This is a genomic window from Streptomyces sp. NBC_01506 (genome assembly GCF_045040295.1).
Lineage (GTDB): Bacteria > Actinomycetota > Actinomycetes > Streptomycetales > Streptomycetaceae > Streptomyces.
Genome location: NZ_CP109422.1, coordinates 5,475,966 through 5,502,320, shown reverse-complemented (window position 1 = coordinate 5,502,320; position 26,355 = coordinate 5,475,966). Strand labels below are relative to the sequence as shown.

General features: G+C 71.3%; 15 protein-coding genes and 1 pseudogene. 13 read left to right on the top strand and 3 right to left on the bottom strand.

The window, feature by feature from the left end; all coding sequences use genetic code 11:
• Positions 1 to 76: 76 nt before the first annotated feature.
• From OG329_RS24375 to OG329_RS24365, 3 genes are all read left to right on the top strand, one after another.
• A complete protein-coding gene (locus OG329_RS24375; protein ID WP_405798062.1) occupies positions 77 to 5,383 on the top strand; it encodes a DUF6531 domain-containing protein in 5,307 nt (1,768 codons plus the stop codon).
• Positions 5,384 to 5,437: 54 nt separating this feature from the next.
• Positions 5,438 to 5,620, top strand: a complete 183-nt coding sequence (locus OG329_RS24370; RefSeq protein ID WP_405798061.1) for an e9imm peptide — start codon at positions 5,438 to 5,440, stop codon at positions 5,618 to 5,620.
• A gap of 120 nt (positions 5,621 to 5,740) precedes the next feature.
• Complete coding sequence (locus OG329_RS24365) at positions 5,741 to 6,103, top strand: hypothetical protein (protein ID WP_405798059.1); 363 nt, start codon at positions 5,741 to 5,743, stop codon at positions 6,101 to 6,103.
• A 54-nt stretch (positions 6,104 to 6,157) separates the two neighbouring features.
• Here the strand turns inward: OG329_RS24365 and OG329_RS24360 are convergent, their stop codons facing one another.
• Positions 6,158 to 7,729 carry an MFS transporter gene (locus OG329_RS24360; protein WP_405798058.1) on the bottom strand — a complete coding sequence of 524 codons (1,572 nt, stop codon included), beginning with the start codon at positions 7,727 to 7,729 and terminating at the stop codon, positions 6,158 to 6,160.
• A gap of 98 nt (positions 7,730 to 7,827) precedes the next feature.
• On the opposite strand from OG329_RS24360, the gene OG329_RS24355 reads away from it, so the two are divergent.
• Positions 7,828 to 10,683, top strand: coding sequence for a BTAD domain-containing putative transcriptional regulator (locus OG329_RS24355; RefSeq protein WP_405798057.1), 2,856 nt, complete (start codon positions 7,828 to 7,830; stop codon positions 10,681 to 10,683).
• 144 nt (positions 10,684 to 10,827) lie between these two features.
• On the opposite strand, the gene OG329_RS24350 is transcribed toward OG329_RS24355, so the two are convergent.
• A complete protein-coding gene (locus OG329_RS24350; RefSeq protein WP_405798055.1) occupies positions 10,828 to 11,496 on the bottom strand; it encodes a DNA-binding response regulator in 669 nt (222 codons plus the stop codon).
• A 67-nt stretch (positions 11,497 to 11,563) separates the two neighbouring features.
• Here OG329_RS24350 and OG329_RS24345 point away from each other — a divergent pair, with 67 nt between their 5' ends.
• The 4 genes from OG329_RS24345 to OG329_RS24330 all read left to right on the top strand — a co-directional run bounded on the left by OG329_RS24345 (position 11,564) and on the right by OG329_RS24330 (position 16,904).
• Complete coding sequence (locus OG329_RS24345) at positions 11,564 to 12,460, top strand: oxidoreductase (RefSeq protein WP_405798054.1); 897 nt, start codon at positions 11,564 to 11,566, stop codon at positions 12,458 to 12,460.
• Between the two features lie 65 nt (positions 12,461 to 12,525).
• Positions 12,526 to 15,627, top strand: a complete 3,102-nt coding sequence (locus OG329_RS24340; RefSeq protein ID WP_405798053.1) for a hypothetical protein — start codon at positions 12,526 to 12,528, stop codon at positions 15,625 to 15,627.
• Between the two features lie 58 nt (positions 15,628 to 15,685).
• On the top strand, positions 15,686 to 16,378 hold the full coding sequence (locus tag OG329_RS24335) for a hypothetical protein (protein WP_405798052.1): 693 nt from the start codon (positions 15,686 to 15,688) through the stop codon (positions 16,376 to 16,378).
• Positions 16,362 to 16,904, top strand: coding sequence for a DinB family protein (locus OG329_RS24330; RefSeq protein WP_405798051.1), 543 nt, complete (start codon positions 16,362 to 16,364; stop codon positions 16,902 to 16,904). The genes OG329_RS24335 and OG329_RS24330 overlap by 17 nt, the downstream gene beginning before the upstream one ends.
• A gap of 28 nt (positions 16,905 to 16,932) precedes the next feature.
• Here the strand turns inward: OG329_RS24330 and murJ are convergent, their stop codons facing one another.
• A complete protein-coding gene (gene murJ / locus OG329_RS24325; RefSeq protein WP_405798050.1) occupies positions 16,933 to 18,669 on the bottom strand; it encodes a murein biosynthesis integral membrane protein MurJ in 1,737 nt (578 codons plus the stop codon).
• A 693-nt stretch (positions 18,670 to 19,362) separates the two neighbouring features.
• Between murJ and OG329_RS24320 the strand changes: the two are divergent.
• The 5 genes and pseudogenes from OG329_RS24320 to OG329_RS24300 form a co-directional block, all read left to right on the top strand.
• Positions 19,363 to 19,817: pseudogene (locus OG329_RS24320) on the top strand (helix-turn-helix domain-containing protein); the annotation flags it as partial.
• A gap of 184 nt (positions 19,818 to 20,001) precedes the next feature.
• Complete coding sequence (locus OG329_RS24315; protein WP_405798049.1) at positions 20,002 to 20,778, top strand: phosphotransferase enzyme family protein; 777 nt, start codon at positions 20,002 to 20,004, stop codon at positions 20,776 to 20,778.
• 230 nt (positions 20,779 to 21,008) lie between these two features.
• Positions 21,009 to 22,538, top strand: coding sequence for a CehA/McbA family metallohydrolase (locus OG329_RS24310; RefSeq protein ID WP_405798048.1), 1,530 nt, complete (start codon positions 21,009 to 21,011; stop codon positions 22,536 to 22,538).
• 301 nt (positions 22,539 to 22,839) lie between these two features.
• Positions 22,840 to 25,875, top strand: a complete 3,036-nt coding sequence (locus OG329_RS24305) for an AfsR/SARP family transcriptional regulator (protein WP_405798046.1) — start codon at positions 22,840 to 22,842, stop codon at positions 25,873 to 25,875.
• Positions 25,876 to 26,166: 291 nt separating this feature from the next.
• Positions 26,167 to 26,337: a sigma-like protein gene (locus OG329_RS24300; protein WP_405798044.1), complete on the top strand. Its 171-nt coding sequence runs from the start codon at positions 26,167 to 26,169 to the stop codon at positions 26,335 to 26,337.
• Positions 26,338 to 26,355: the final 18 nt, after the last annotated feature.

Below are 26,355 nucleotides of genomic sequence, written 5' to 3'. Positions count from 1 at the left end.
GTTGACACACACTCCGCCCCCACCTACGTTCAATTCACAAACGCAAACGTACGGGGTGGGGTTTGTGGCGTTCTGGATGGCTGCCGCGTCTTTGTGGTGCGTGCTGCAACTGCTGTTGCTGTCGTGGCCCGCGCGTACCGTCGGGTGGTCGACCGTACTGCTCGCCTTCGGGGTGGGGGCGTACGGCTGCGGTGTCTTCTCGGTGCTCATCGAGACGGTCGTCACCCGCCAACTGGCCGCCGCCGACGAGACGTCGATGCGCACGGTCATGGACACCGTCATGTGGACGACCGCGCCGGGCGTCGAGGAGTTGCTCAAGATCGTCCCGCTCGCGCTCGCCGGCTGGGCGTTGCGCGGCCGGGTCCAGTGGGGTCTGACGGACTTCGTGGTGCTGGGCGCCGCGGTGGGTGCGGGGTTCGGGCTGCTCGAGTCTGTGCTGCAATTCGCGTTCGCACCGGATGTCCGTGTACAGCCCATCGAGTCGGCCGGTGGCTGGTCGGTCGCGACGCGACTGTTCGAGGTGCCGTTCGTCTCGGGCTTCCCCGAGCTGCTGGGGCACTGGTTCCCGGCGGGCGTGGGCACCCTGGAGCTGGGCTCCGCCACGGCGAGCGTGCCGGTGGACACCCATGTCGGGTGGTCGGCCCTCGGCGGTCTGTCCGTGGGGCTGGTCGTGTGCGGACACCGGTGGTGGGTACGGGCGTTGGGGCTGCTGCCGCTGCTCGCCGCCGTCGGTCTGCACACGGCCGTGAACTACATCGCCGCGCTGCCGAGCACCCACGGGGCACCGCGCGAGTGGTACGACCGGATCGTCGCGAGCGGGCTCTGGCTCGTGCTGGGCTGTCTCGTGGCGGCCCTGGTGTGGGACATACGTACGCGGCGGGCCGGGCGGTCGCGTGAGCCGGGCGTACGGCTGCGCGGCGAGGGTGCGGCCGAGGGCCGGGGCGGGGGCGGGGGCTCGTCGGCCGGGCTGCTGAACTACGCGCTGCTGCGCGCCCCGTGGACCACGTTCATCGCCCTCAGGTACGCGCGACAGCGCCGGGCCCTCCTCCACGTCACCACGCACCCCCGCGCCCGCCCGGAGCACGTCGCCGCGCTGCGGGACGAACTGGCCGCCCGTACCGCCGAGTTGGACGCCACCGCGACCCCGGAGTCATGGCGTGGCACCTCCGTACGCGAGGCATGGCGGCGGGTCCGGGCACGCGGGGACGGGCGGCTGCCGTGGTGGGAGAAGGCCGTCCTGGTCATGGGGCTGCTCCTACTGATCCCCTCCGCCCTCCTCGCCGCCACCTTCGCCTTCGAAGGGACGGAAGGGCTGGAGGAGTTCTTCACCGAGGGCCAGGGCTGGCGGCTCCTCATCGGCTGCGCCCTGGCGGGCCTGGTGCTGGCCGTGTTCCGGCTCGTACTGACGTGGCGCTCCCTGCCCCGTACCCGCGCCCTGCCGCCGGCCGAGCCGTACGCCGCCGCGCTGCTGCGGCTGGCGGTGGTCACCGGTGGCCTGTGCGCCGGGGCGCTGCTGTTGTCGCGCGCGGGCAGCATCGCCGAGTTCGGCAGGGTTGTGCCCGACCATCTGATCGTCTCCTTCGTCCTGGACAAGTTCCTGGACGTGGCCCCCGCGCTCATCCTCACCCTGCTGATGTTCGCCCTCCCCTACGCGCTGCCGCTCGGCCTCGCCACGGGTGGACTCGGCGCCCTGGCAACGGAGTTGCTGGTGACGGCGGCGGGCCGCGTGCTGGCCCCGGTGGCCGCCCGCGCCGCCGCCCAGGTCGGCGCGCGGCTCGCGGGCCGGGGCGCGCTGGCGTGGGCGCGGGGCGCGCTGCGCGGCGGCCGGGGCCGGTTCACCCGGCGTCCGGACGAGGTCAGGCACGGGCGGACGGACCCGGTGGATGTGGCGACGGGCCGGATGTTCCTGCCGGTGACCGATGCCGAACTGCCAGGTGTGCTGCCGCTGTTGTTCACGCGGCGGGTGGACTCCGGCTACCGGGGCGGCCGTTGGTTCGGTCCGATGTGGGCGTCGACGGCGGACCAGCGGCTGGAGTTCGACGAGCACGGCGCGGTGTTCTTCACCGAGGACGGTCTGCTGCTGGCGTATCCGCACCCGGTGCCGGGCGGCGACGCGGTGCTTCCCGGGGAGGCGGCGGGGCGGGCGCGGTGGCCGCTGGCGCGGGCGGCGGACGGCTCGTACACCGTCACCGACCCGGAGGCCGGGCAGGTGCGGACCTTCACCGCGCACGGCGAGAGCGGTGTGGCCCTGCTGCGTACGGTCACCGACCGGCACGGCAACCGGATCACGTTCACGTACGACGCGGAAGGCGCGCCGGTCGAGATCGCGCACAGCGGCGGCTATGTGCTGCGGCTGACGCGGGACGCCGAGCGCGTCACCGGTCTGTGGCTGGGCGACGTGCGGGTGACGGCGTACGGCTACGACGCGGACGGCCGCCTCACTCAGACGTACAACTCCTCTAATCTCCCCCTGCGCTTCGCGTACGACGCGGCGGGCCGCGTCACGTCGTGGACGGACACCAACAACCGCTCGTACACCTACGAGTACGCCGGCGCCGACGACGACCGGGTGGTCGCGGAGGGCGGCGAGGGCGGTCACCACAGCTTCCGGTTCGCCTACGAGGGATCCGAACCGGCCCTCCCCGGCCTCGCGTTGACGACTCTGACCGCTCCCGACGGCTCCACCACCCGCTATCTGGTCGATGAACGCGCCCTGGTGGTGGGCGAGATCGACCCGAACGGTGCCGTGTCGCGTACCGCCTACGACGCGGCGGGCCGTGTCACCGCCGAGACGGATCCGCTGGGGCGCACCACGCGGTTCACGTACGACGAGCGCGGTCATCTCACCGGCGTCGTCCGCGCGGACGGCAGCACGGTCGGGGCGGCCCTCGACGCCGAGGGCAGGCCGCTACGGATCACCGACCCGGCCGGGCGGGTGTGGCGGCAGACGTTCGACGCGTCCGGCAACCGCACCTCGGCCACCGACCCGACCGGCGCCACGACCCGGTGGCTGTACGACGGCCGGGGCGCCCCGCTCGCGATCACCGATCCGCTGGGCGCCACCACGCGCGTACGGTGCGACGCGGCGGGTCTGCCGGTCGAGACGACGGACCCGCTGGGCGCGACGACGCGACTGGCGCGTGACGCCTTCGGCCGGGTGGTGGCCGTCACCGACCCGCTGGGCGCGGTGACGCGCTTCGAGTGGTCCACGGAGGGCCTGCTCCTGCGCCGTACCGCCCCGGACGGCACCGCGGAATCCTGGACCTACGACGGCGAGGGCAACACCGTCACGTACACCGACGCCAACGGCGGTGTCACGCACCACGAGTACACCCACTTCGACCTGCTGACGGCCCGCACCGACCCGGACGGCGCGCGCTACTCCTTCACCCACGACGCGCAGACGCGGCTCACCCAGGTCACCAACGCACAGGGCCTGAGCTGGAGTTACACCTACGACGCGGCCGGACGTCTCATATCGGAGCGCGACTTCGACGGCCGTACGGTGACATACGAACTCGACGCGGCGTCCCAACTCGTCGGCCGGGTCGACCCGTTGGGTGTGCGTACCGACCACCGTTACGACGCGCTGGGCCGCCTCGTCTCGCAGGACGCGGGGGGCGAGGTCACCACGTACGACTGGACGGCGGGCGACGACCTGGAGCGCGCGAGCGGGCCGGACGCCGAACTGCTGCGTACGTACGACGCGGCCGGGCGGCTGCTGACGGAGACGGTGGACGGGCGCGAGCTGCGGCTGTCGTACGACCCGGCGGGACAACTGTCCGGCCGGCGCACCCCGGCGGGCGCGATCACGACGTACGCGTACGACCTGGCGGGCAACCGCACCGAACTCACCGCGTCGGGGCGGTCGTTGACGGTGACGCGCGACGCGGCGGGCCGCGAGGCCCGGCTCGACTGGGGCGCCGCGCTGTCCCTGACGCAGACGTGGGACCCGGCGGGGCGCGTGCGGTCGCGGTCGTACACCGGCGCGCCCGTCCCCGCGCTGACGTACACCTGGCGCCCCGACGGCCACCTGCTCGCGGCGGGCGACGCGCGCTACACGCTCGACCCGGCGGGCCGGGTCACCGAGGTCCGGGCGGCGGGCTGGTCGGAGTCGTACGCCTACGACCCCTCCGGCAACCCCACCCACGCCGCCTGGCCGGCCGACCTCGCGTACCCCGAGGCGACGGGCCCGCGCACGTACACGGGCACCCGGGTGGGGACGGCGGGCACGGTCCGCTACGAGTACGACGCGGCGGGCCGCACCACCCTGCGCCAGAAGCCCCGCCTCTCCCGGAAGCCGGACAACTGGCGCTACACGTGGAACGCGCGGGATCAGCTCACGGCGGTCACCACGCCGGACGGCACGACGTGGCGCTACGCGTACGACGCGCTGGGCCGCCGCGTCGCGAAGCACCGCATGGCGGCGGACGGTTCAGTCGCCGAGGAAACGCGCTTCACCTACCACGGCACCACCCTGATCGAGGAAACATCGGCCTCCACGGACTGGCCGGGCGCCCAGACGCTGACCTGGGACCACGACGAGTCGTCCCTGATCCCGCTGGCCCAGACGACCCGCTACACCCCCGAGTCCCCTCAGCACGAGACGGACACCCGCTTCTACGCGATCATCACGGACCTGATCGGCACCCCGACCCACCTGATAGACGAATCGGGCACGATCGCCTGGCACACCCGCCGCACCCTCTGGGGCACCACAACCTGGCCCCCCGACGCCACGGCGTACACCCCCCTGCGCTTCCCGGGCCAGTACCACGACCTGGAATCGGGCCACCACTACAACCTCCACCGCCACTACGACCCGGAATCCACCCACTACCTGACCCCGGACCCGCTGGGCCTGGCCCCGTCCCCGAACCCGACGGCGTATGTCCACAACCCACTGACGTGGTGCGACCCGATGGGGCTGGCGCCCTCATGCACCGGGCTATCCGCCTCACGTACAGCCACTCAACTGAGAAACAGTCCCGGAGCGACAACGGGCGGGTCGCAGCTCCGCGACGTGACAGGAACCTGGCTCAGAGGATCGGCCGGGAATGCCGGCCGAATACCTGGTCAAGTCGCAAGAGCCCTGCAAGGGAGAGAGTTCAACACTTTCAACGATTTCAGAAGAGCATTCTGGAGAGAGGTTGCTGACGCGCCAGAATTGGCCCGCCAATTCAGCCCTTCCAATGTCTCTCAAATGGCCGACGGCATGGCTCCGCGAGTCGTCCTGGATCAGCAAACGCCAGGCCAGCTTTGGTATACTCTCCATCACATAACACCCATACAGCACGGCGGGGGAGTATACGACCTCGACAATCTTGTCGTTGTGACACCCAGATTCCACAAGGAAATTCTTAGCGGCAGTTACCACTACTAGAATGAAAGTAAGCGCACCATGAAAGCAACTCCGCCAAGAGACAGACTGATCGAAATGGTTGAGAGAATCATGTCTGGATCGACCGGCTCCGAAGAACAGGATCTTGCCCTCATGAAAGAACTGGAGGCAAGTGTTCCGCATCCACGGGTCAGCGATCTCATCTTCTATTCGGATCCCCCGATGTCTGCGGAGGAAGTTGTCGAAGAAGCGCTCTCATATCGACCGATCGAACTCTAGGATCGGGTTGCCCGACAAGGGACGGTTACCGCTCGACAGCAAGGGCTGATTGCCGTGACACGGACGAGTGACATAGAATTCACATTCGCGGAACCACTCTCGATCCGCGAGGTGCTCCATGTGCTTCAAGAGGCCGGTCTGACACTGGCCGAGAGCGATCAGGTCTCGTACGTGATCGACCGCGACAAGATGTTTGATTGGACGACGGCGAACGCGTCACGCTTGCCCGACGTTATCGATGAGGCGGATCAAGCAGACTCGCGGTTGACGACTTTCGGCATCACCTCCTACTTCGGAAATGGCACCCACGGCGGCGATCTGCTGTTTCACCAGGGCCGCAAGGAGATTTCCTTCATCGTCACCGTCAACAAGCGGACCATGCTCGATTCCGTGTTCTGCGATTTCGGCTGGTACTTGAGTCGACTGGTTCCTCCCTTTGAACGGTTGGGACTTGTCGAGTTGACCGCAACGGATCTTCATTGACCATGAGCCGCCCCGGACGAGGGCCGGGGGGCTGGGGCCGGTTCCGACGTGCCGTCAGACTTTTGGCTTGGCGGGGGCCGCCGAAGCGCGCTCCGCAAGGTCCGGCTCGGCCGTGCCGATCACGCCCACGTGCCGCAGCACCACCGCCGACAGCAGCGCCAGCACCGCCGTGCACACCGCCGCGACCAGCATCGCGAGGTTCATCCCCGAGGTCGCCGCCTCCTTCGCGTGGTCCAGCCAGCCGGCCGGCAGCCGGTGGGCCGACGCAGCCGCGCCGGCGAGGCTGTCGACCGCCGTGTCGGCAACAGCGGTCGGCGTATCCGCCGGGGCGGCGGCCACGCGGTCGCGGTAGACCGCCGTGGCCAGGCTGCCCAGGATCGCCACGCCCAGGGCGAGGCCCAGTTCCTGCACGGTCTCCGACAGGGCCGAGGCCGAGCCGGCCTTCTCCGGCGGCGCGGCTCCGACCACCAGGTCCGTACCCAGCGCGGCGATCGCGCCGAGGCCGAGGTAGACCAGGCCGAATCCGATCACCATCAGGGCGATGCCGCCAGAAGTGTCCACCCGGGTGAGCAGTACGTACCCGACCGTGGACAGGGCCAGGGTGGCGGCCACCACGATTCCCGGCGGCACGCGGCGCGCGAGAAGCGGCGACCCGATCGCCGCCAGGAACATCAGCAGCGCGGGCGGCCCCATCCACAGGCCTGCCTCGACGGGTGGCAGTCCCTCCACGAACTGAAGCTGTTGGGTGATCAGCAGCATCGAGCCGCCGACTCCGACAAGGCCGACGAGCAGGACGCTCAGCGCGGCGCTGAACGTACGGTCGGTGAACAGGCGCACGTCGAGCAGCGGGCTCGCCAGCCCGCCCTGGCGCCGTACGAACAGGACCGCGAAGAGCAGCCCGATCACGGCGGCGGCGAGCGTGGGAGCGTCGAGGCCGTCCTTGGCGAACCGCTTCACCGCGTAGATCACCGGCAGGATCGCGATCAGCGACAGCACGACACTGAGCAGGTCGAACCGCCCGCTGTGCGGCGCCCGGTACTCGGGGATCAGGACCGGCGCGGCCACCAGCAGCACGATCGCGACCGGGACCGCGAGGAGGAACGCCGACCCCCACCAGAAGTGGTCCAGCAGCACGCCGCCGACCACCGGCCCGAGCGCCATGCCGAGCGCGAAGCTCGTCGCCCAGACCCCGATGGCCAGTGAGCGTTGGCGCTGGACGGTGAACATGTTGCTGATCAGGGCCAGAGTGGACGGCATCAGCGTGGCCCCGGCGATCCCCAGGGCCGCGCGCGCCGCGATGAGCGTTTCGGCGCTGGTGGAGTACGCGGCCAGTACGGATACGGCCCCGAAGGCAACGGCCCCGATCACCAGCAGCTTGCGGCGGCCGATCCGGTCGCCCAGCGTGCCCATGGTGATCAGGAAGCCGGCGATCATGAAGCCGTAGGCGTCCATGATCCACAGCTCCTCGGTGCCGCTCGGGCGCAGATCCTCGGCCAGCGAGGGAAGCGCCAGGTACAGCACGGTGACGTCGAGGCCCAGCAGCACGGTGGGCAGCGCGAGGACGGCCAGCCCTCCCCACTCCCTGGCACCGGCCCCGCGTACGCCGCGTACGGTCGTTGTGCTCATGGCACTCCCCTGCGTCTGATGTTTCGGGAACGTGCTGCGCACTGTGCCGACCGTCACGCACGATTTCCTGATGGTCACCCGGCGATAGACTGGCGACCATGCGTTACGGGGTGCTCGGCCCGCTGGCCGTCTGGGACGCCGGGGGTCGGCCGGTCAGGGTCCCGGAGGTGAAGGTGCGCGCCCTGCTGGCGAATCTGCTGGTCCACGGGGGCGGACCGGTACCGGCGGACCGTCTCATCGAGGACCTGTGGGCGGGCAACGCACCGGGCGGGTCGGTCAACACGCTCCAGACCAAGATCTCCCAGCTTCGCCGCGTACTCGGGGGCCGGGAGCAGGTGGTCCGTGAGCCCGCCGGCTATCGGCTGCTCCTCGGCGACAACGACGACGCGGTCGACGCGCTGCGGTTCCAGGAGCTGGCCGAGCGCGCCCGCGCCCACGACGAACCGGCCGTGAAGGGGGGCCTGTTCGCGGACGCGCTCGCGCTGTGGCGGGGCCCGGCGTACGCCGACGTGGCCGAGTCCCTGTTCGCCCACGGTGAGATCGCCCGGCTGGACGAGCTGCGCCTCACCGTCGTCGAGGACCAGGCCGAAGTACGGCTGACGCTGGGCGAACATACCGCGCTGGCAACGGAGTTGGGCGAGCTGGTGGCGCGGCATCCGCTGCGCGAGCGACTGCGCATGGCCCATATGCGCGCGCTGTACCGGGCTGGGCGGCAGGGCGACGCGCTGCGGAGCTTCCAGGAGTTGCGGGGCCATCTGACGCGGGAGCTGGGGGTGTCACCGGGGCCGGGAGTCACCGCGCTGCATATGGCGATCCTGCGCCAGGAGCCACGACTGGCCACGCCCGCGCTCGAGTCGCTGTCGTGCCGTACCAACCTGCCCACGCCGCTGACCCCGTTGATCGGCCGGCGCGAGGCGGTCGAGCAGGTGCGGGCACAACTGGGCGCCGGCGCGGGCACCCGCCTTGTCACGCTCACCGGTCTCGGTGGAGTGGGGAAGACGCGGCTGGCGATCGCCGCGGCGCGCGAGGTGGCCGAACGGTTCGCGGACGGCGTGTGGTTGGTCGAACTGGCCGGTCTGAGTGCCACGTCGACCCCGGACGACATCGCCGAGCGGGTCATCACGACCCTCGGTCTGTGCGACACCGCGGCGACGGAGCCGAACCTGGACGACCTGGTGGGCTGGCTGTGCCAGGCGGTGGCGGACAAGCACCTGCTGATCCTGCTGGACAACTGTGAGCACCTGGTCGAGCCGGTCGCCGTGCTCGCCGGCGCCGTACTGTCGGCGGTGCCCGCCGGGCACCTGCTGGTCACCAGCCAGGAAGCCCTCGACGTCCCCGGCGAATCGGTACATCAGGTGCCGCCGCTGGCGTTGCCGGACGGGGGGCCGGAGCGCACCCGTCCGGAGGCGGTCGCCCGGTCCAGCGCCGTAGAGCTGTTCGTGGAGCGGGCGGCGGCAGCGGCGCCCGGCTTCGTCCTCGACGCGGACAACGCGGCGGCCGTTTCCGTCATCTGCCGTCGCCTGGACGGTATTCCGCTCGCGCTGGAACTCGTGGCGTCCCGGCTGCGGACGCTGAGCCCGGAGGAACTCGCCGACTGCCTGAGCGACCGGTTCGCCCCGCCGCCCGACGTCCGGGTACGTGGGCTTCCGGCCCGGCAGCAGACGCTGCGGAGCATGCTCGACTGGAGCTGGCAACTGCTGACCGTGGACGAGCGGACCGTGCTGCGGCGCCTCGCGGTGCACGCGGACGGCTGCACCCTGCCGGCCGCCGAGGCGGTCTGCGCGGACCGTGACCTGGGCGCCGGGCGGGTGGCCGACCTGCTGGCCCGGCTGGTGGACCGCTCGCTGGTGGTACGTGAGGGGAACCGGTTCCGGCTGCTCGAATCGGTGGCCGCCTACTGCGCCGAACGACTGGCGGAGGCGGGTGAGGAGGCTGCCGTACGTGCGCGATTCCTGCGCTGCTACACCGAGTTGGCCGAGCGGGAGAGCGAGCGGCTGCGCGGCCCGGACCAGCGGTGCGCCCTGGAGCGCCTGGACGCGGAGACCGTCAACCTGCGCCGCGCCCTCGACCTCGCGGTCGCCGGGAACGCCACCGGAGACGCGGTGCGGCTGGTGAACGCGCTGACGTGGTACTGGTTCCTGCGCGGCCGGCTCACCGAGGCGCGCAGGTCGCTCCGTACCGCGCTGGCCGCCGACGTCGACGCCGCCCCGACCGCGCGCCTGACGGCGCGGGCCTGGCTGACCGGCATCGAACTGCGCACGTCGACCGCCAGTGACGACCTGGGTGAGGACCCGACGGCCGGTGTCGAAGATCCCGCGCTGCGCGCCCGGTTGCGGTGGTTCGTCGGCACCGGTCTGACCGGCCACGGCCACCACCGCGAGGGGCGGCGGATGGTGGAGGCGAGCCTGGCCGACGCGCGCGCCGCCCGCGACCGCTGGAGTGAAGCCGCGGCACTGGTCGAACTCGCGGGCCACGCGGAACTGGGCGCCGCGGAACTGGGCGCCGCGCTGTTCCATGAGGTCGGCGACCGCTGGGGCCGGCTCCGGGCCGGCCGGTCCCTGGCACTCGCGGCCGGACGCGACGGTGACCACGCGCGGGCGGAGCGCCTGCACCGGGAAGGTCTGCTGATGGCCGAGGAACTCGGGCTGTGGACCGAGGTGGTCGAGACACTGACCCGCCTCGGCGAAGCCGCCCTGGCAGGCGGCCACGCCCGGCGGGCGACGGAACTGTACGAACGCGCACTGTCCGTGTCCGCCGAACGTGCCTACAGCAGGGGCGAGATCCGCGCCGAGACCGGCCTGGGGCACGCGGCACGCCTCCGGGGCGACCGGGAGGCCGCCGAGCGCCATCTGAACCGCGCCCTGGCCAAAAGCCGTTCATCGGGCCACGCCGCCCATGCCACCCAGGCCGCCGATGCCGCAGCGGCACTGGCGGAGCTGGCGGAACTGGCCTGACCGCTACAGGTTGTTGGTCCAGACAGCCCAGTCGCGGTACTTGTCCTCAGTGCTGTTGTGCGGGCAGACCTGGAACCAGTACTTCGGCCCCTCCGGGAGGTCGTACGCGCCCCCCGTGACTTGGACGTTCGGTAAACGCACAGCTCAGCGTGGCAGCCCCAACTCGCCCGCGCGCAGCCCCGCCTGGTAGCGGGAGTCTGCCTCCAGCTTGACCATCAGTTCGGCCACGCGACGCCGGTAGGTGCGCAGCGAAAGGCCGAGCTGTCCGGCCGCCGATTCGTCGGTCAGCCCCGAACCGAGCGCTTTGAGGACCATGCGGCCGTCGGCGTCGAGGTGGGGGATGTTCTTCCGCAGATAGGTGTCGGGATCGACGGCCGTGTCCCAGACCGCCTGGAACAGCGAGTGCACGCCGTCGATCAGGATCCGCGACGTCGTCACGGTGTACTCACGGCCGGTGGGCGTCCGCGCCCCGGCGAGGATCATCACGCGCCGGTCGATGATGATCGTCTCGTGCGGCAGCGGCGAGCCGCTGATACGTACGAGAGCCCCGTGGTCCCGCACCAGCCGCAGATGCGCGCGGGCCTCCTCGTCGGCGAGCGCGACCGGGCTGAGCAGCTTGCGGGGGATGAGGTCCGGGGGGCGCGCGGCGCGCATCCGGTCGCGGATCGCGGCCCTGGCCCGCGGCTGCGAGAAGGTCTTGAGGTCTCGGGCGGCGCACAGGAACTCGCTCCGCGCGGACTCGAAGAGATGGCCGGCACGCACCATCAACTCCGCGTCCCCCCGGACGGAGAACAACACCTGCTCGTTCCGCATACCTCAAGTCTGGCAGCAAGCTGCCACACGCTCGCGGGACGTCGTGGCGGCGGACAGCCTGAGCCTTATGACGATCAAGAGGCACGACAAGAGGAACACGACGTACAGGACATACAAGACCTTCTCCCTCGGCGGAGACCTGACCGTCGACCGGCTCGGCTTCGGCGCGATGCGTCTGGCGGCCGGCACCTTCGAGGGCCCGCCGCGAGACCCCGAGAACGGCATCGCGGTGCTCCGGCGCTCCGTGGAACTGGGCGTGAACCACATCGACACGGCCGGCTTCTACCGAAGGGGTGCGGTACGGGCCAACGAGCTGATCCGCAGGGCGCTTTCCCCGTACCGCGACGATCTGGTGATCGCGACGAAGGTCGGCCCGCTGCCCACGCCGGACGGTGTGCCGAGTGGGCAGGCGGCGCCTGATCAGTTGCGCGGCCTGGTCGAGGCGGATCTGCGCGCCCTCGGGCTGGACCGGCTCGACCTGGTCTATCTGCGGGTGGGCGGGATGACAGGGCCGGGCGGCGAGTCGATCGCCGAACGCTTCGCGGTGCTGGCCGAGTTGCGGGCGGAGGGGCTGATCCGGCACCTGGGCGTCAGTAACGTCGACGCCGTCCAGTTCGCCGAGGCCCGGGGGATCGCGCCTGTCGCGGCGGTGCAGAACCGGTACACCGGTGACCTGGGGCTGCTGGCGGAATGCGAGGCGGAGGACATCGCGTACGTGCCGTACTTCCCGCTGGGCGGTGGCGTCACGCCGCTGGACACCGAACGGCTCGGCAAGGTCGGCAAGGTCGCGGCTCGTATGGGCGCGACCGTCACGCAGGTGCGGATCGCCGCGCTGCTGGCGGCCTCGCCGTCACTGCTGGCGATTCCGGGCACCGGTTCGCTCGATCATCTGGAGGAGAACGTCGCGGCGAAGGATCTCGTCCTCAGCGACGAGGACCTGTCCCGGTCCGACCTGTACGGCTGACCCGGCCCGCCGTCCGTCCACAGGTCCCCCGGCCGTTGTCAGTGCCCCCTCCTAAGATCGCTGCCATGAATTTACGGGGACGCAATGTTGTGCTGTACGGAGACTTCACGTCTGTCGGGGGAAGGGCCAGGGCGGTAAGCCGGCTCACCGCGCTCGGCGCGCGGGTGGCGGACGCGGTGACCGACGAGACCGACCTGATCTTTCGTACGCTTTTCGAGCGGGGCCCGATTCCCCGCACGGACGTAATGCTCCGCACGCCTTATTTCGACGAGGAAGCGCTGCTGGGCATGTTGGAACGCGCGGAGGAGCAGGTCAACCCAGCTACCGCCGCTACCGCCGCCGCCACCGCTACCGCCACCGCCACCGCTCACGACGACCGGCCGCCGCCGTTCCTGCCGCCTGCGGCCCTCGCCGGCGCGGCCGACTCGGCCGCTCTGAGTGCCCTCTTGGGCGACGCCGACTGGTCCGCCTTCACACCGGAGCGCGATCTGCCGCCGCTGCGCGCCCGGCTCGCCGAGCTGGAGCGCGCCGAGGGCGTGACCGACGCCCACCGCCTGGCCACCGGACGGGTGCGCGACGTCGGCGAGGCGACGCTGCTCCACCCGTACGGGCACGACGGGGAGATCGTGGGCCACGCGCTGAGTCCGGACGGCCGCTATCTCGCCACCGGTAGCTGGGTGACCGACGACTACGACGAGGGAGGCGTTCTACAGGTCTGGGAGGTCGCCACCGGACGGTGCGTCAGCACCGTGCGCGACATCGAAGGCGGCATCGGCTGGCCCGACTACGCCAACACGGTCCAGTGGTCCGCCGACTCCACCCGGCTCGCCATGTCCTACCTCACCAACTCCGTGGGGGTGTGGAGCCCCACGGGGGAGACCGGCAGCCCGATCGCGTCGATCGACGTGTCGAACGGCAATTCCCGCCCGTCTGAGTTCGCGCTCTCCCCCGACGGCCGGAGTGTCTACTACCACTGCGGTACGAACGGCGACGGCGGGCTGCAAGGCTGCCTTGTCCCGCTCGACCGCGGTGAGTTGTCCTGGCTGCCCAACCACCTGAAGGCCGACCACCCGTACGCCATGTCCCGGGATCTCCCGGAGGCGGTGCGCGAGAAGTTCGAATCGACCGGGACACACCGCGACGACGACAACGACTTCGAGGTCGGGGAGTGGATCGAGGGCCCGGTCTGGTCGCCCGACGCCACGCGTCTGTACGGCACCAACGCGATCGCCGTGGACGCCGAGACCCGCCGCGTCATCTGGTACGCGCCCGCCAGGACCGCCCGGTTCAGCCCGGCCCGCGACCGCGTCGCCACCGTCACCCACCGCGGTCTGTTTTTGCGCGACGCGGCCGACGGACGGATCCGCTGCGGCCCCTTCGCGCTCGGCAAGCCCTGCTCCCTGCGCTGGGCCACCGGGCCCGCCCACCGGCTGGCCGTCCTGACGCCCGGTTCGGACACCGCCCTGCCCGCCGTCCATGTCTTCGACGGCGACCGCCATGTCGGCACCGCCTCGATCGCCCATCCCGAGTGGGAGGACGGCGAACGGTGGACCGGCGACCGCAACGCCTGGGACTGGGCGCCCGGAGGGGACCGCGCCGCCTGCCTGACCAGCGAGGACACCGTCGAGGTCTGGTCCTTCACCGATCCCGCCGACGCCCGGCGGCTGTGGACCATGCCCGCGGCCGGGATCCACGCGGTGCACTGGGGCGCGGACGACACGCTGGTGCTGGTCGGAGAGACGAGCGTGCGGTTCGTCGCGGCCGGCACCGCCGGGTCCGTGGGCGACTTCACCTTCCTGCGTGTCCCGCAGGAGCCACGCCCGGTGGAGGGGGAGATCGCCGAGGAGTACGTCACCGACGACGCACAGTTCGGCAAGCAGGTCTTCGCCCTCGACGACCACACCTGGGCGATGACGCTGGTTCCGGACGCCGTCATCGCGTCGGCCGGCAGTGAGGACGCCCTGCGCTCCGTCCTCGCCTGGGCGGTGGGCCGCCGCCACGCCTGGCCCGTACGGTGGGGCGAACTCCAGGTGTTTCCGGACGCGTTGACCGCCGCCGACCTCCTCGATTCCGAGGACGGTGAACTGCTCCGGGAGTACCGCGAATCCCTGGCGGAGCTCGCCGACGCCGGTGACCCCGGCCCGTGGCCGCCGCCCAGCACCGCGCGGATCGAGGATCTGTACGAGGCGGCGCGCCGTACCGTCGCCCATCTCGACGCGGACCGCTGGGGATTCGCCATCGGCCCGTACACACGTGCCGCCGCCCGGCTGCGCGCCCGGCACGGCTCGGCCGATTCGGCCGCGGCGGCCCTGGCGCTGGTCGAGGAGATACCCGACGTGCTGGACCGCGTCGGCGCGGCGTCCGACGTCGCCGTGATCCTGGCCCGCGCGGGACAGGGCGAGGCGGCCCGTGCGGCGTTCGACCGGGCCGAGGCGCTGGTCGCCGAGGCCGGGGGCAAGGAGCTGAACGCCGACACCGCCTCCTCCTTCGGCGCCGCCCACCACGCCCTGGGCGACGTGCGCCACGCCGAGAACTGGCTCCGGCGCGCCCGCGCGGCCATCGATGTCGAGCCCAACCCGTGGCAGGAGCATCTGGCGGTCCTGCATGCCCTGTTGGAGTGCGGACGCGACGACCTCGCCCGCGAGATCCTGGCGGACCGGGCCGGCCATCCGCCGGTCGGCTACACCTCCGAGCCGCAGTGGCTGGTGTATCTGGTCCGCACCGGGCGCATCGACCTGGCCCGCGAATTCCAGGCACTTCCGGGATGGGAAGTCCCCTACGAGGTACTGACAGCGCTCGCCGAGGCCGGGCGCCCGGATCTGCTGGAGGAGTGGGGAGACCACAACTGGGCGCTCGGCGACGACCTGCCCGAGCGGGCCCGACGCGCCGCCACCGCCGGCACCCCACCGGTCCGGCCGCTGACACCGAGCGAGCGGGACATCGAGGAGCTGGCCGAGGGATACGCGGAGATTCAGCGCACCCCGCACGCCCATCGCGAACGCCCCATCGAGCTGCTGGCCCAGCGCGCCGCCGAGTGCGGGCATCTCTCGGCCGTACTCGACCTGCTCGAACTGCTCCCGGAGAACGGCGAGTTCAACGGCCGCCCGAGCGCCGCCTTCGACGCCCTGTGGCTCGCCCTCACCGGCTTCAGCCGCCCCCCGTGGTGACGGCGGCGAGACCCTGACCATCCCCCGTCCCCGCTCACCGCTGAACAACGGAGCCCGCATGGCCGCCCTCAACGCCACCGAACGACGCCTGCGCAGGATGCTCGGCGAATTACAAAAGGCACCCGATATCGAAATATTCTCCCCAAGGACGGGAGAGATTGCCCTCACAGACCAAGACACCGACGCGCCGTTCGCCGAGAGGTGCCTGGTCCGCTTCGACCAGATCTCCGCCCACTGGGATCTGGAAGGCTCCGGACTCTCCGGCGAGTTCTGCGTCTCGCACCCGGCCACCGCGCTCACCACAAAGGCTCCGCCCGACGCGACGGAGCTGATGACGCCGGCCGTACGGCAGCGGTACGCGGAGTTCCGGGTGCTCGACGATCACCCGGTGAGCGGCACGGGAGAGTTCGCGGCTCTGCGCATCCGCCCGGAGACTCCTGCCCCGGAGATCTGGTACCACGCGTCGGAATTCCGCCTGGGTGGATACCGGATGGACCTCGACTACTGCCAGTACCTGGAAGCGCTGACCCTCACCAAGGGAACATTCGGCTGGCAGTATCTGTTCTGCGACGTCTCATTCACGGATGACGATTTCTCCGGGATCGCTGCCGACCTGGAGGAAATGCTGGACGTCTTCCCGGAGTTGTTCCCCGACCACAACTACGAACCGCTCAGCTCACGCCTCACCGAACGCCTGCGCCGACCGCACCGACCGCACAGCGAAAATGGCGACCATGACACCCAGCGGTAAGCACACGGACAACACCCCGGACACCCGCGTAGGCCCTCCCCGCCTCGGCGATGAACGCGAGACCCTGCGCGCCTTCCTCGACTACCACCGCGCGACGCTCGCCATGAAGTGCGCCGGCCTGAGCGACGACGACCTGCGCCGCCGGTCGATGCCGCCCTCGACGCTGTCCCTGCTCGCCCTCGTACGACACCTGGCCGAGGTCGAACGCGCCTGGTTCCGCCGGGTGTTCGAGGACAACGCGGCGCCGATGCTGTGGTCACCCCCGGGCGAGGTCAACTTCCAGTCGGCGTACGACGCGAGCACCTCGACCCGCTCCGAGGCGTTCACCGCCTGGGAGGCCGAGGTCGAGAACTCACGCCGCGTCGAGCGGGCCGCCGACTCGCTGGACATGACGGGTCACCAGCCACGGTGGGGCGAGGACGTCTCACTGCGGATGGTGATGCTGCACGTCCTGCTGGAGTACGCCCGCCACAACGGCCACGCGGACCTGCTGCGCGAGGGGGTCGACGGGACGGTGGGCGCGTAGCGGGACCGCCCAGGTAACGCGTCAGGGATCAACGGCCCAGCCTGGCCCGCGCCATGGCCGTCAGTGCCGTCAACTCCGGGAGGCGCAGGAGGCGGGCGGTTGCCAGGAAGGTGCAGAGGAAGACCGTTCCGCCCGCCGTCAGGGACAGCAGCGAGGCCGGTGCGCCGTTGCCCAGGGTGTGGGTGAGGGCGAACGCCGCCGCGCCGCCCGTGAGCGCCGCCGGGAGCGAGGCCGTGATCAGGCGGGCGTACGTCCGCAGGACGCGGGTGCCGTCCAGGTCACCGCCGAGGCGCCGTCGCAGGCGGCGCCAGGCGATGCCGACACCGAAGGCGTAGCCGAGGCCGTACGACGCGGCCATGCCGACCACCGCCCAGCGCGGCGGGAGGACGGCGAAGCAGAGCGCCGACGCGGCGGCGTTGACCAGGGCCACGACGAGGGTGTTGTAGAAGGGGGTCCGGGTGTCGTCGTACGCGTAGAAGCCGCGCAGCACCACGTACTGCACGGAGTACGGGACGAGTCCGAGCCCGAAGGCCATCAGCGCGTAGCCGATGCCCCGCGCGCCCTCGGCGCCGGACCCCGCGTAGAGCAGCGTCGCCATCGGGACTCCCAGCGCCAGGAAGGCGAATGCGCACGGCACGATCGCGACGGCCGAGGTCCGCAGGCCGTACGAGATGTCGTCGCGTACCGCCGCCGTGTCGCCGTCGACGGCGGCGCGGGAGATGCGCGGGAGGACGGCCGTCATGACGGAGACGGTGATGATGGCCTGCGGCATCTGCCACAGCAGCAGGGCGTAGTTGTACGCGGTGATGCCGGTCCCGGTGAAGCCGGCCCGCTCGGCCGCCGCGCCCGCCTTGGTGGCGAGCTGGGTGACGACGACCATGCCGAGCTGGTTGGCGAGCACGAACAGCAGCGTCCACTTGGCCAGGCCGATGGCCCTGCCGAGCCCGTGGCCGCGGAAGTCGAAGCGCGGACGGAGCCGGAAACCGGCGTCGCGCAGATACGGCAGCATGGCGAGCGCCTGGACGGCGAGCCCGAGCAACGTACCGAGGCCGAGGAGCCGGACGCCTTCGGGGGTGATGGTGGCGGGGGTGAGGCCGGAGGCGGTAAAGCCGCCGAAGGCCCAGATGAAACCGCCGAACGCCGCGATGATCACTATGTTGTTGAGGAGCGGCGTCCACATCATCGCGCCGAAGCGTCCGCGCGCGTTGAGGATCTGGCCGAGCACGACGTGGGCACCCATGAAGAACATGGTCGGCAGGCAGTAGCGGGCGAAGGCCACGGTGACCGCCATCCGGCGCGGATCGTCCGCGATCTCCGGGGACATGAGGTGCACGAGGAGCGGCGCGGCGAGGACGCAGAGCGCGGTGACGGCCGCCAGCGTGACCATCACGAGGGTGAGGAGGCGGTTGGCGTACGCCTCGCCCCCGTCGTCGTCCTTCTTCATGGCGCGCACGAGTTGCGGCACGAAGACGGCGTTCAGCGCCCCGCCGCCGACGAGGACGTAGATCATCGTGGGCAGGACGTTGGCGACCTGGTACGAGTCGTTGAGCGTGCCGACACCGATGGCCGCGGCCATGACCAGGGTGCGGGCGAAGCCGGTGATCCGCGAGACGACGGTCCCGGCGGCCATGAGGGCACTGGCCTTGCCGAGCCCGGCGGAGCCGCGCGACGGAGCGGGCACGGGCGCGGACGTCGGGGCCTTTTGACCGGGGACGCCCGGGGGCAGCCGCAGCGTCACGGTGTTGTTGTCGTCCGGCGCGCTCATGCGCACACTATTTCACTTGCGGGTCGGACAAATGATCAAGTAATGAGCGTGGGAGGGGAGTTGGTCACGAGATCGGCGAACGAGAGCCTTGGCCATCTCGGACGTCACCGGTCCGTCGGGTGTCTCCACGGGGCGAACCGCCGGTCCGTCATCGGAGGCCACACGCATGGCAGTGCGGGTGATTTCGGAGTTCCGCATTGCACTCCCGCACAGTCACCGCCTTGCCGTTCTGCCGCGCCTCCTCGCGCTGCGCGGCCAGTGCTCCGCACACTCCGCACCCCTCGACGGGAACGGGCTCAAGAGTCGGCGCGACTGAGCGCTTGTCGAGCGTCATGGCATCAACCGCCGCGGTCCGCGTTCGACGTCCTTCAGGACCTCGCGGGTAACAGCGTCGTACACCCTGGGCACAGACTCGGGCACCGGACGCCAAAAGCCCCCGCCGTGAATCGTGGTCTCAAGTTCGCTGTCCGGCCCAACGGTTGATAGCGCGACGGATTGGGTAACCGGTCTGCCGCGACGAAGTCGCCGGGGGTTGCTCTGTTCATACGCCGCCATCCCGGCACCTCCACCCGATTCCGATGCAATGAGCATCGCGGTGGCGACCCCAGGCGCGTAGGGGCATCCCCAGGGGCAAGTAGTGCCGATCGCCCGCCAGTTCGGCCCCGAGGGCGCCTGTGAGGGCAAGATGGAGCTATGGGAATTGCTCGGCTGATCAGGGAACTGAGGAAGGTTCGCGGTTGGAGTCAGGGGCGGCTGGCGTCGGAGATCAACGAGGCATTCGGTACTTCGCTTGAGCGGGAATATGTGAGCCGCTGGGAGCGTGGCAAAGTGACGGCGGACCGTCCGGTGAGGCGTGGGAGGCGAAACTCGCCACGTACGGCACGCGGTACATGAGCCTGGGCGCCGCCGATATCCAGCGGCGGGTCGCGGGCGAGCTTGTGCTCGTACAGCAGCAGCTCGACTCCCCGCAGCTCTGGTCGGTGGCGGCCCGGCTCATGACCCTGTACGCGAAGACGTTTCCGGGATCCGACGGCGCCAGGGCGGTCAACTGGTACCGGACCGCCGCGCGCGCGGCCGACGAGAGCGGCGACGAACAGGCACGCGTCTGGGTACGCGGGCGGGCGGCCATCGCCCTGGGCTACGAGGGTGTCGGGGGCATCGGTGGTCCCGCTTTCCCCGGTGTCGTGGAGTGTGAGTTGCGTTGAGTGGGATGAGTAGGTCGTCAAGAGGAGTTGGCGTTCCTCGGGTCTACGGGGGCGCCCGTAACCAGGTGCCAGACTCATCCGTACTGCGGACCGCAGTGCGCCACAGCGACCGGGAGGGAACGCGCGCATGGACCGGGAGAGCCTTCAGGACGGTCCCCGCCCCGTCGTACGGATCGGCGACACCGTCCACCGCCCGGTCCAGCCCTGGACCCCCGCCGTCCACGCGCTGCTGCGCCATCTGGAAGCGGTCGGCTTCCCCTACTCCCCTCGTGTGCTGGGCTTCGACGGCGAGGGCCGGGAAGTCCTCACCTTCATCGACGGCGAGTCGGGCCCCGCGGTCTGGGCCAAGATCGTGAGCGACGACGGTCTGGCCGCGTTCGCCCGGCTGTTGCGCGCGTATCACGACGCCTGCGCGGGCTTCGTCCCTCCGGCCGGCACCGAGTGGTGCACGGGCGTCGGCGCCCCTGCCGCCGGCCAGATCGTCTGCCACGGGGACTTCGCCCCGTGGAACACCGTCTGGGACGGCGACCGTCCCGTCGGGATCCTCGACTGGGACTTCGCGCGCCCGGCGGCGCGGATCCACGATGTCGCCTACGCCCTGGAGTACGTGGCGCCGTTCCGGGACGACAAGGAGTGCGTGCGGTGGCTTCGGTACCCCGAGCCGCCGGACCGGCGACGGCGGTTGGAGCTGTTCTGCGACGTGTACGGTCTCGGCCGGGCCGACCGCCCCGCCTCCGGCATGGTCGACGCCGTCATCGCCGCGCAGTTGGACACCGCCGCCCTGGTGCGACAACTCGCCTGCCGAGGGCTGGAACCCCAGGCCACCTGGGTCGCCGAGGGGCATCTGGCGGTGCTGGCCGGCCGGGTCGAGTGGAGCCGGGCGCACCGGAGTCTCTTCAGGTGACGTGACCGGCAGCCGGTCCGGACGGTCACGGTGCGTACCCGGCGGTGGCGGGCGGGCCTGGTCGCGGGCCTGGTCGGGCGGGCCTCGTCGATACCGGCAATGTGCGCACCATCTGTCGACCCCCTTCCCTTGCACCGCCGTTCACGGCTCAATACCAGGGTTCGAGTGCACCACTCCCGTCCACTCCTGTTTCGTCCCGTCACTCTCGACACTCCTGGGGAGCCGCCCGCATGTGCAACGACCACACCGAACACGCGATGGGCAGACGCGCTCTGCTCGTGACCGGGGCCGCCGCGGCCCTTACGTTGAGCAGCGTGAGTTTCGCGAACGCCGCGCCAAGCAGTGGTGAGACGGAGACCAAGACCGTGCGCGGCACCCTGCCGACCGGCTCCCCCGACTTCGTCTATCTCCCCGTCGACGTGCCGCGCGGTGTGCGGGAGATACGGGTCGCGTACAGCTATCAGCGGCCCACCATGCCCGCCGGTACCCAGGGCAACGCGCTCGACATCGGCATCTTCGACGAGCGCGGCACCAAGCTGGGCGGGGACGGGTTCCGGGGCTGGTCCGGCGGGGCGCGTACGGAGTTCTTCATCCGTGCCGACGAGGCGACCCCCGGCTATCTGCCCGGCCCGGTGCGGTCCGGCACGTGGCACATCGCGCTCGGGCCGTACACCGTCGCGCCCGAGGGTCTGCCGTACGAGGTCACGATCACCCTCACGTACGGCTCCCCCGGCGCCACCCCGCGCCCGGTCCACCCGCCCGAGCGGGCCAAGGGGCGCGGGCGCGCCTGGTACCGGGGCGACTGTCATCTGCACTCCGTGCACTCGGACGGCAGGCGCACCCCGGCCGAGATCGCGGCGGGCGCGCGGGCCGCCGGGCTGGACTTCATCAACAGCAGCGAGCACAACACGTCCTCCGCGCACACCGCTTGGGACGGGCTGTGGGGCGACGACCTGCTCATCCTCACGGGCGAGGAGATCACCACCCGTAACGGCCATGTCGTCGCCGTCGGCATGGACCCGGGCACGTTCGTCGACTGGCGCTACCGCGCCCGCGACAACCGTTTCGGGCACTACGCCCGCGAGGTACGGCGCGCGGGCGGTCTGGTCGTGCCCGCGCACCCGCACGCCACCTGTATCGGCTGCAACTGGAAGTTCGGCTTCAACGACGCCGACGCGGTCGAGGTGTGGAATGGTCCCTTCACCCCGGAGGACGAGGTCGCCCTCGCGTCCTGGGACAACACCCTGGTCTCGTCGGCCCGTTCGGGCCGGCCGTGGACCCCGGCGATGGGCAGCAGCGACGCGCACCGCGACCCCGACCCGATCGGCACCCCGCAGACGGTCGTCCTCGCCGACGAGCTGTCCCGCGAGGCGATCCTGGCGGGCATCCGCGCGGGCCGCAGCTACATCGCGGAGTCGGCGGCGGTGTCCGTGACGTTCGGCGCCTCGGGCGGTCGCGGACTGCACGCGGGCATCGGCGAGCGGCTGAAGGTGGCCGACGACGACCCGGTGACGGTACGGCTGGAGGTCACCGGCGCCCCGGCGGGCAGCACGGCGCGCATCGTCACCGACCAGGGGACGCTGCACACCGCGGCGCTGCCGCAGTCGGGCACGGGCACGGTGGAGTGGCGTACGACGGCGGAGTACGCGACGTACGTACGCGCGGAGGTACGGCGTCCGCCGGCGTCCCCGGGCGTGCCCGGTGTGCCGGGGCCGTTCGTGGCGCTCACCAACCCGGTGTTCCTCGGGCAGGGTTCCTGAGCGAACGCGGCGCCGGCGCCGGCGCCCTTCAGCACACGAACTGAAGTACGGGCGGGAGTACGGATCGCGGTACGGATCGCAGTACGGAGCGGCGGTGCGGAATCGCGGTGCGGCAGGCCCTTGGCGGCCGGCCGCCCCGCCCGCCCGCCGTCTCGCCACCCGCAGCCGGATTTACCCGGAGGGGTCCCGTCCTTTACCGTGTCGAGGGCTTGTGCAGACCCCCGCCCGAGGCTGACGCCGCCACTGGGGACAAGGCAGACTGTCGGGGGCGATACCGGCAGTTCGGCGGGCAGGGGGAGCTATGGACCGTGACAGCGGGCCGCGCGTACCGGAGCAACGGGCTCCGGCCACACCGAACAGCGCACAGAGCAACGAACAGGCCGACGCGCGGGCCGACTCGCGGACCGACACACCCGCCGGTCCCCCGGCCCCCTCCACCCAGCTCCGTTTCGCCGTGCTCGGACCCGTACGGGCCTGGCGTGGCGGCGAGTCGCTGGCGTCCGGTTCACCGCAGCAGCGCGCGCTGCTCGCCGCCCTGCTCCTGCGCGACGGCCGTACCGCCACCGCAGGTGAGCTGATCGACGGCATCTGGGGCGACACGCCGCCGCCGCAGGCCCTCGCCGCCGTACGGACGTACGCCTCCCGGCTGCGCAAGGTCCTGTCCGCCGGTGTCCTGGTCAGCGAGTCCGGCGGGTACGCCCTGCGCACCGCGGCGGACGCCCTGGACCTCAACGTGGCACGGGAGTTGGCCACCGCCGCTGAGAAGGAGCGGACGGCGGGGAACCGGCAGCAGGCCCGCGTACTGATCAACAAGGCGCTGGGGCTGTGGGACGGCGAGCCGCTGGCGTCCGTGCCCGGTCCGTACGCGGACACCGAGCGCGCCCGGCTCGTCGAGTGGCGCCTCCAGCTCGTCGAGGGCCGGCTGGACATCGATCTGGAGCTGGGCCGGCACGCGGAGGCCGTCTCCGAACTCACCGCGCTGACCGCCGCGCACCCGCTGCGCGAGCGCCTGCGCGAACTGCTGATGCTGGCCCTCTACCGCAGCGGCCGGCAGGCCGAGGCGCTGGCCGTGTACGCGGACACCCGCCGCCTCCTCGCCGACGAGCTGGGCGTGGACCCGCGCCCCGAACTCGCCAGGCTCCAGCAGCGCATCCTCCAGGCGGACGCCGAGCTGGCCCGCCCGGTGGAGGAGGCCGCGCCGGTCGTCACGTTCACCCGGCCCGCCCAACTGCCCGCCACCGTGCCGGACTTCACCGGACGGGCGCTGTTCGTACGGGAGTTGGGCAACCGCCTGGCCAGCGCCGAGGGTTCGGTGATGGCTGTCTCCGCGCTCGCCGGTATCGGCGGCGTGGGCAAGACGACGCTCGCCGTGCATGTCGCGCACGCGGCCCGACCACGCTTCCCCGACGGCCAGTTGTACGTGGACCTCCAGGGCGCGGGCGCGCGCTACGCCGAACCGGAGGCGGTGCTCGGCTCGTTCCTGCGCTCGCTCGGCACGCCCGACTCGGCGATCCCGGACTCGCTGGACGACCGCTCCGCGCTCTACCGCTCGGCGCTGGACGGCCGCCGGGTGCTGATCCTGCTCGACAACGCGCGCGACGCCGCGCAGGTACGCCCGCTGCTGCCCGGTACGGAGGGCTGTGCCGCGCTCGTCACGAGCCGGGTGCGGATGGTCGATCTGGAGGGCGCCCATCTGGTCGACCTGGACGTGATGTCACCGGAGGAAGCACTCCAGTTGTTCACCCGCATCGTCGGCAGGGAGCGCGTCAGCTCCGAGCGCGAGGCCGCGCTGGACGTCGTCGCCGCCTGTGGTTTCCTGCCGCTCGCCATCCGGATCGCCGCCTCCCGGCTGGCCTCGCGCCGCACCTGGACGGTCTCGGTCCTGGCGGCGAAGCTCGCCGACGAGCGCCGGCGGCTGGACGAACTGCAAGCGGGCGACCTGGCGGTGAAGGCGACCTTCGAGCTGGGTTACGGCCAGTTGGAGCCCGCCCAGGCCCGCGCGTTCCGGCTGCTGGGTCTGGCCGACGGGCCGGACATCTCGCTGGCGGCAGCCGCCGCCGTACTCGATCTGCCGCCCCACGAGACCGAGGATCTGCTCGAGTCGCTGGTGGACACCTCCCTCCTGGAGTCCGCGGCGTGCGGCCGCTACCGCTACCACGACCTCGTCAGGCTCTACGCGCGCGCCTGCGCCGACCGCGACGAACAGCCGCCCACGGCAATGGAGTCGGCGCTCTCGCGGCTGCTGGACTTCTATCTGGCCACGGCGGCGCGGGTCTACACGATCGAGCGGCCGGGCGACCGGCTGAAGGACCATCTGGAGCCGACGGAGTACGAGGGTCTGGTCTTCACCGACCGGAACGAGGCGCAGGACTGGCTGTACGCGGAGGCCGACTGCCTGCTGGCGTGCGCCCGGCAGGCGGCGGGCGGGGCTCGGCCGAGGCACGCCCTGAGGGTCGCCGTCGATCTGCTGTGGGCCGCGAAGGACCTGGCGGAGTCGGGCGCCAACTCCAAGTCGTACGAGACGGCGGCCCGTTCGGCGCTGGCCGCGGCCCGCGCGTCGGGCGACGCCCGTACGGAGGGGCGTGCCCGGATCTCGATGACCAACGTCCATCTGGTGGCGGGCCGTTACGAGGAGGCGGACGACGAGGCCCGGAGGGCGGCGGTACTGGCGGACTCCGTACAGGACCCGGTGCCGGTCTACTGGTCGGACAACGACCGGGGCATCATCGCCCTCGGGCAGGGCCGCTTCCAGGACGCCGAGGCGCATCTGCTCAAGGCGCGCGAAGGCTCCCGCGCCGACGACAACCTGCCCGGCGAGGCGAGCGCCCTGTGCAACCTCTCGCGCATCCAGCACTCCCTGGGCCGTACGTCCCAGGCCATAGCGCTGGCCGAGCAGGGCGTCGAGGTCTACGACAGCATCGGGCACACGCTGCGGCTCGCCAACGCCCGTTACGCGCTGGGGATCGCGCTCACCCACGCCGGGCGGCTCACGGAGGCGCTGGATCAACTGAGGCAGGCGCTGGAGGGGTTCGAGACGAACCGACAGCGGCTGTGGGAGGGCACCACCCATTTCCGTATCTCGCAGGCCCATCTCGCGGCCCGGCGCGCCGCCTCGGCCGCGCAGCACGCCGAGCAGGCGCTCGCGATCGGCTGCATCGGCGGCGACCGGACCAGGGCCAACGTCCTGATCACGCTGGGCAAGGCGCTGGAGACTCTGGGGCAGGCGGACCGGGCACGGGTGTGCTGGCGCGAGGCGCTGTCGCTGCACGAAGGGTCGGGCGCTCCGGAGGCCGCGGAGGTACGGGGATTGCTCGAGGCCCCGCTCAGCGCGGCGTAGGGGCTCATGGGGCGGGTGGGGCGCGTATCACCCTGCCCAACAGGTCGCGCCGTCCGGTGTCCAATGACAAGCGGGGTGCCCGGCCTGGGCGTTCATCGAATGTTTATGCTCTTTCGGCATGCTCCAGTGCATATTCAGATCCGTTGCCTCGGGGGGCAGACGGGTCGCTCGGGACCATTGTCTCCGCAGGGGGTCAGCGGTCCCCCTGGCCTTCTGCCCGGCGACCTCGGGGGAGTATCCGGGCGGAAGGCCGCCTTCGGTTCGAGCAGGGCAATCCCAAGGGGGAAAAAAATGAGCAGCACCGAGAAGAACGCGGAAGACGTCACCACCCAGGGCGACAACCACGCGCCCGCGCCGCCGAAGGGCACCGCGACCACCCAGGGCGACAACCACGCGCCCGCGCCGCCGAAGGGCACCGCCACGACGCTGGGCGACAACCACGCGCCCGCACCGCCGAAGTAGTACCGGGCAGCGGTCGCG

Bases quoted from the DNA above. Each gene is read 5' to 3' on its own strand.
- OG329_RS24375 (WP_405798062.1), top strand. From the start codon at position 77: ATGGCTGCCGCGTCTTTGTGGTGCGTGCTGCAACTGCTGTTGCTGTCG.
- OG329_RS24370 (WP_405798061.1), top strand. From the start codon at position 5,438: ATGGTTGAGAGAATCATGTCTGGATCGACCGGCTCCGAAGAACAGGAT.
- OG329_RS24360 (WP_405798058.1), bottom strand. From the start codon at position 7,729: ATGAGCACAACGACCGTACGCGGCGTACGCGGGGCCGGTGCCAGGGAG.
- OG329_RS24355 (WP_405798057.1), top strand. From the start codon at position 7,828: ATGCGTTACGGGGTGCTCGGCCCGCTGGCCGTCTGGGACGCCGGGGGT.
- OG329_RS24350 (WP_405798055.1), bottom strand. From the start codon at position 11,496: ATGCGGAACGAGCAGGTGTTGTTCTCCGTCCGGGGGGACGCGGAGTTG.
- OG329_RS24345 (WP_405798054.1), top strand. From the start codon at position 11,564: ATGACGATCAAGAGGCACGACAAGAGGAACACGACGTACAGGACATAC.
- OG329_RS24340 (WP_405798053.1), top strand. From the start codon at position 12,526: ATGAATTTACGGGGACGCAATGTTGTGCTGTACGGAGACTTCACGTCT.
- OG329_RS24335 (WP_405798052.1), top strand. From the start codon at position 15,686: ATGGCCGCCCTCAACGCCACCGAACGACGCCTGCGCAGGATGCTCGGC.
- OG329_RS24330 (WP_405798051.1), top strand. From the start codon at position 16,362: ATGACACCCAGCGGTAAGCACACGGACAACACCCCGGACACCCGCGTA.
- murJ (WP_405798050.1), bottom strand. From the start codon at position 18,669: ATGAGCGCGCCGGACGACAACAACACCGTGACGCTGCGGCTGCCCCCG.
- OG329_RS24315 (WP_405798049.1), top strand. From the start codon at position 20,002: ATGGACCGGGAGAGCCTTCAGGACGGTCCCCGCCCCGTCGTACGGATC.
- OG329_RS24310 (WP_405798048.1), top strand. From the start codon at position 21,009: ATGTGCAACGACCACACCGAACACGCGATGGGCAGACGCGCTCTGCTC.
- OG329_RS24305 (WP_405798046.1), top strand. From the start codon at position 22,840: ATGGACCGTGACAGCGGGCCGCGCGTACCGGAGCAACGGGCTCCGGCC.
- OG329_RS24300 (WP_405798044.1), top strand. From the start codon at position 26,167: ATGAGCAGCACCGAGAAGAACGCGGAAGACGTCACCACCCAGGGCGAC.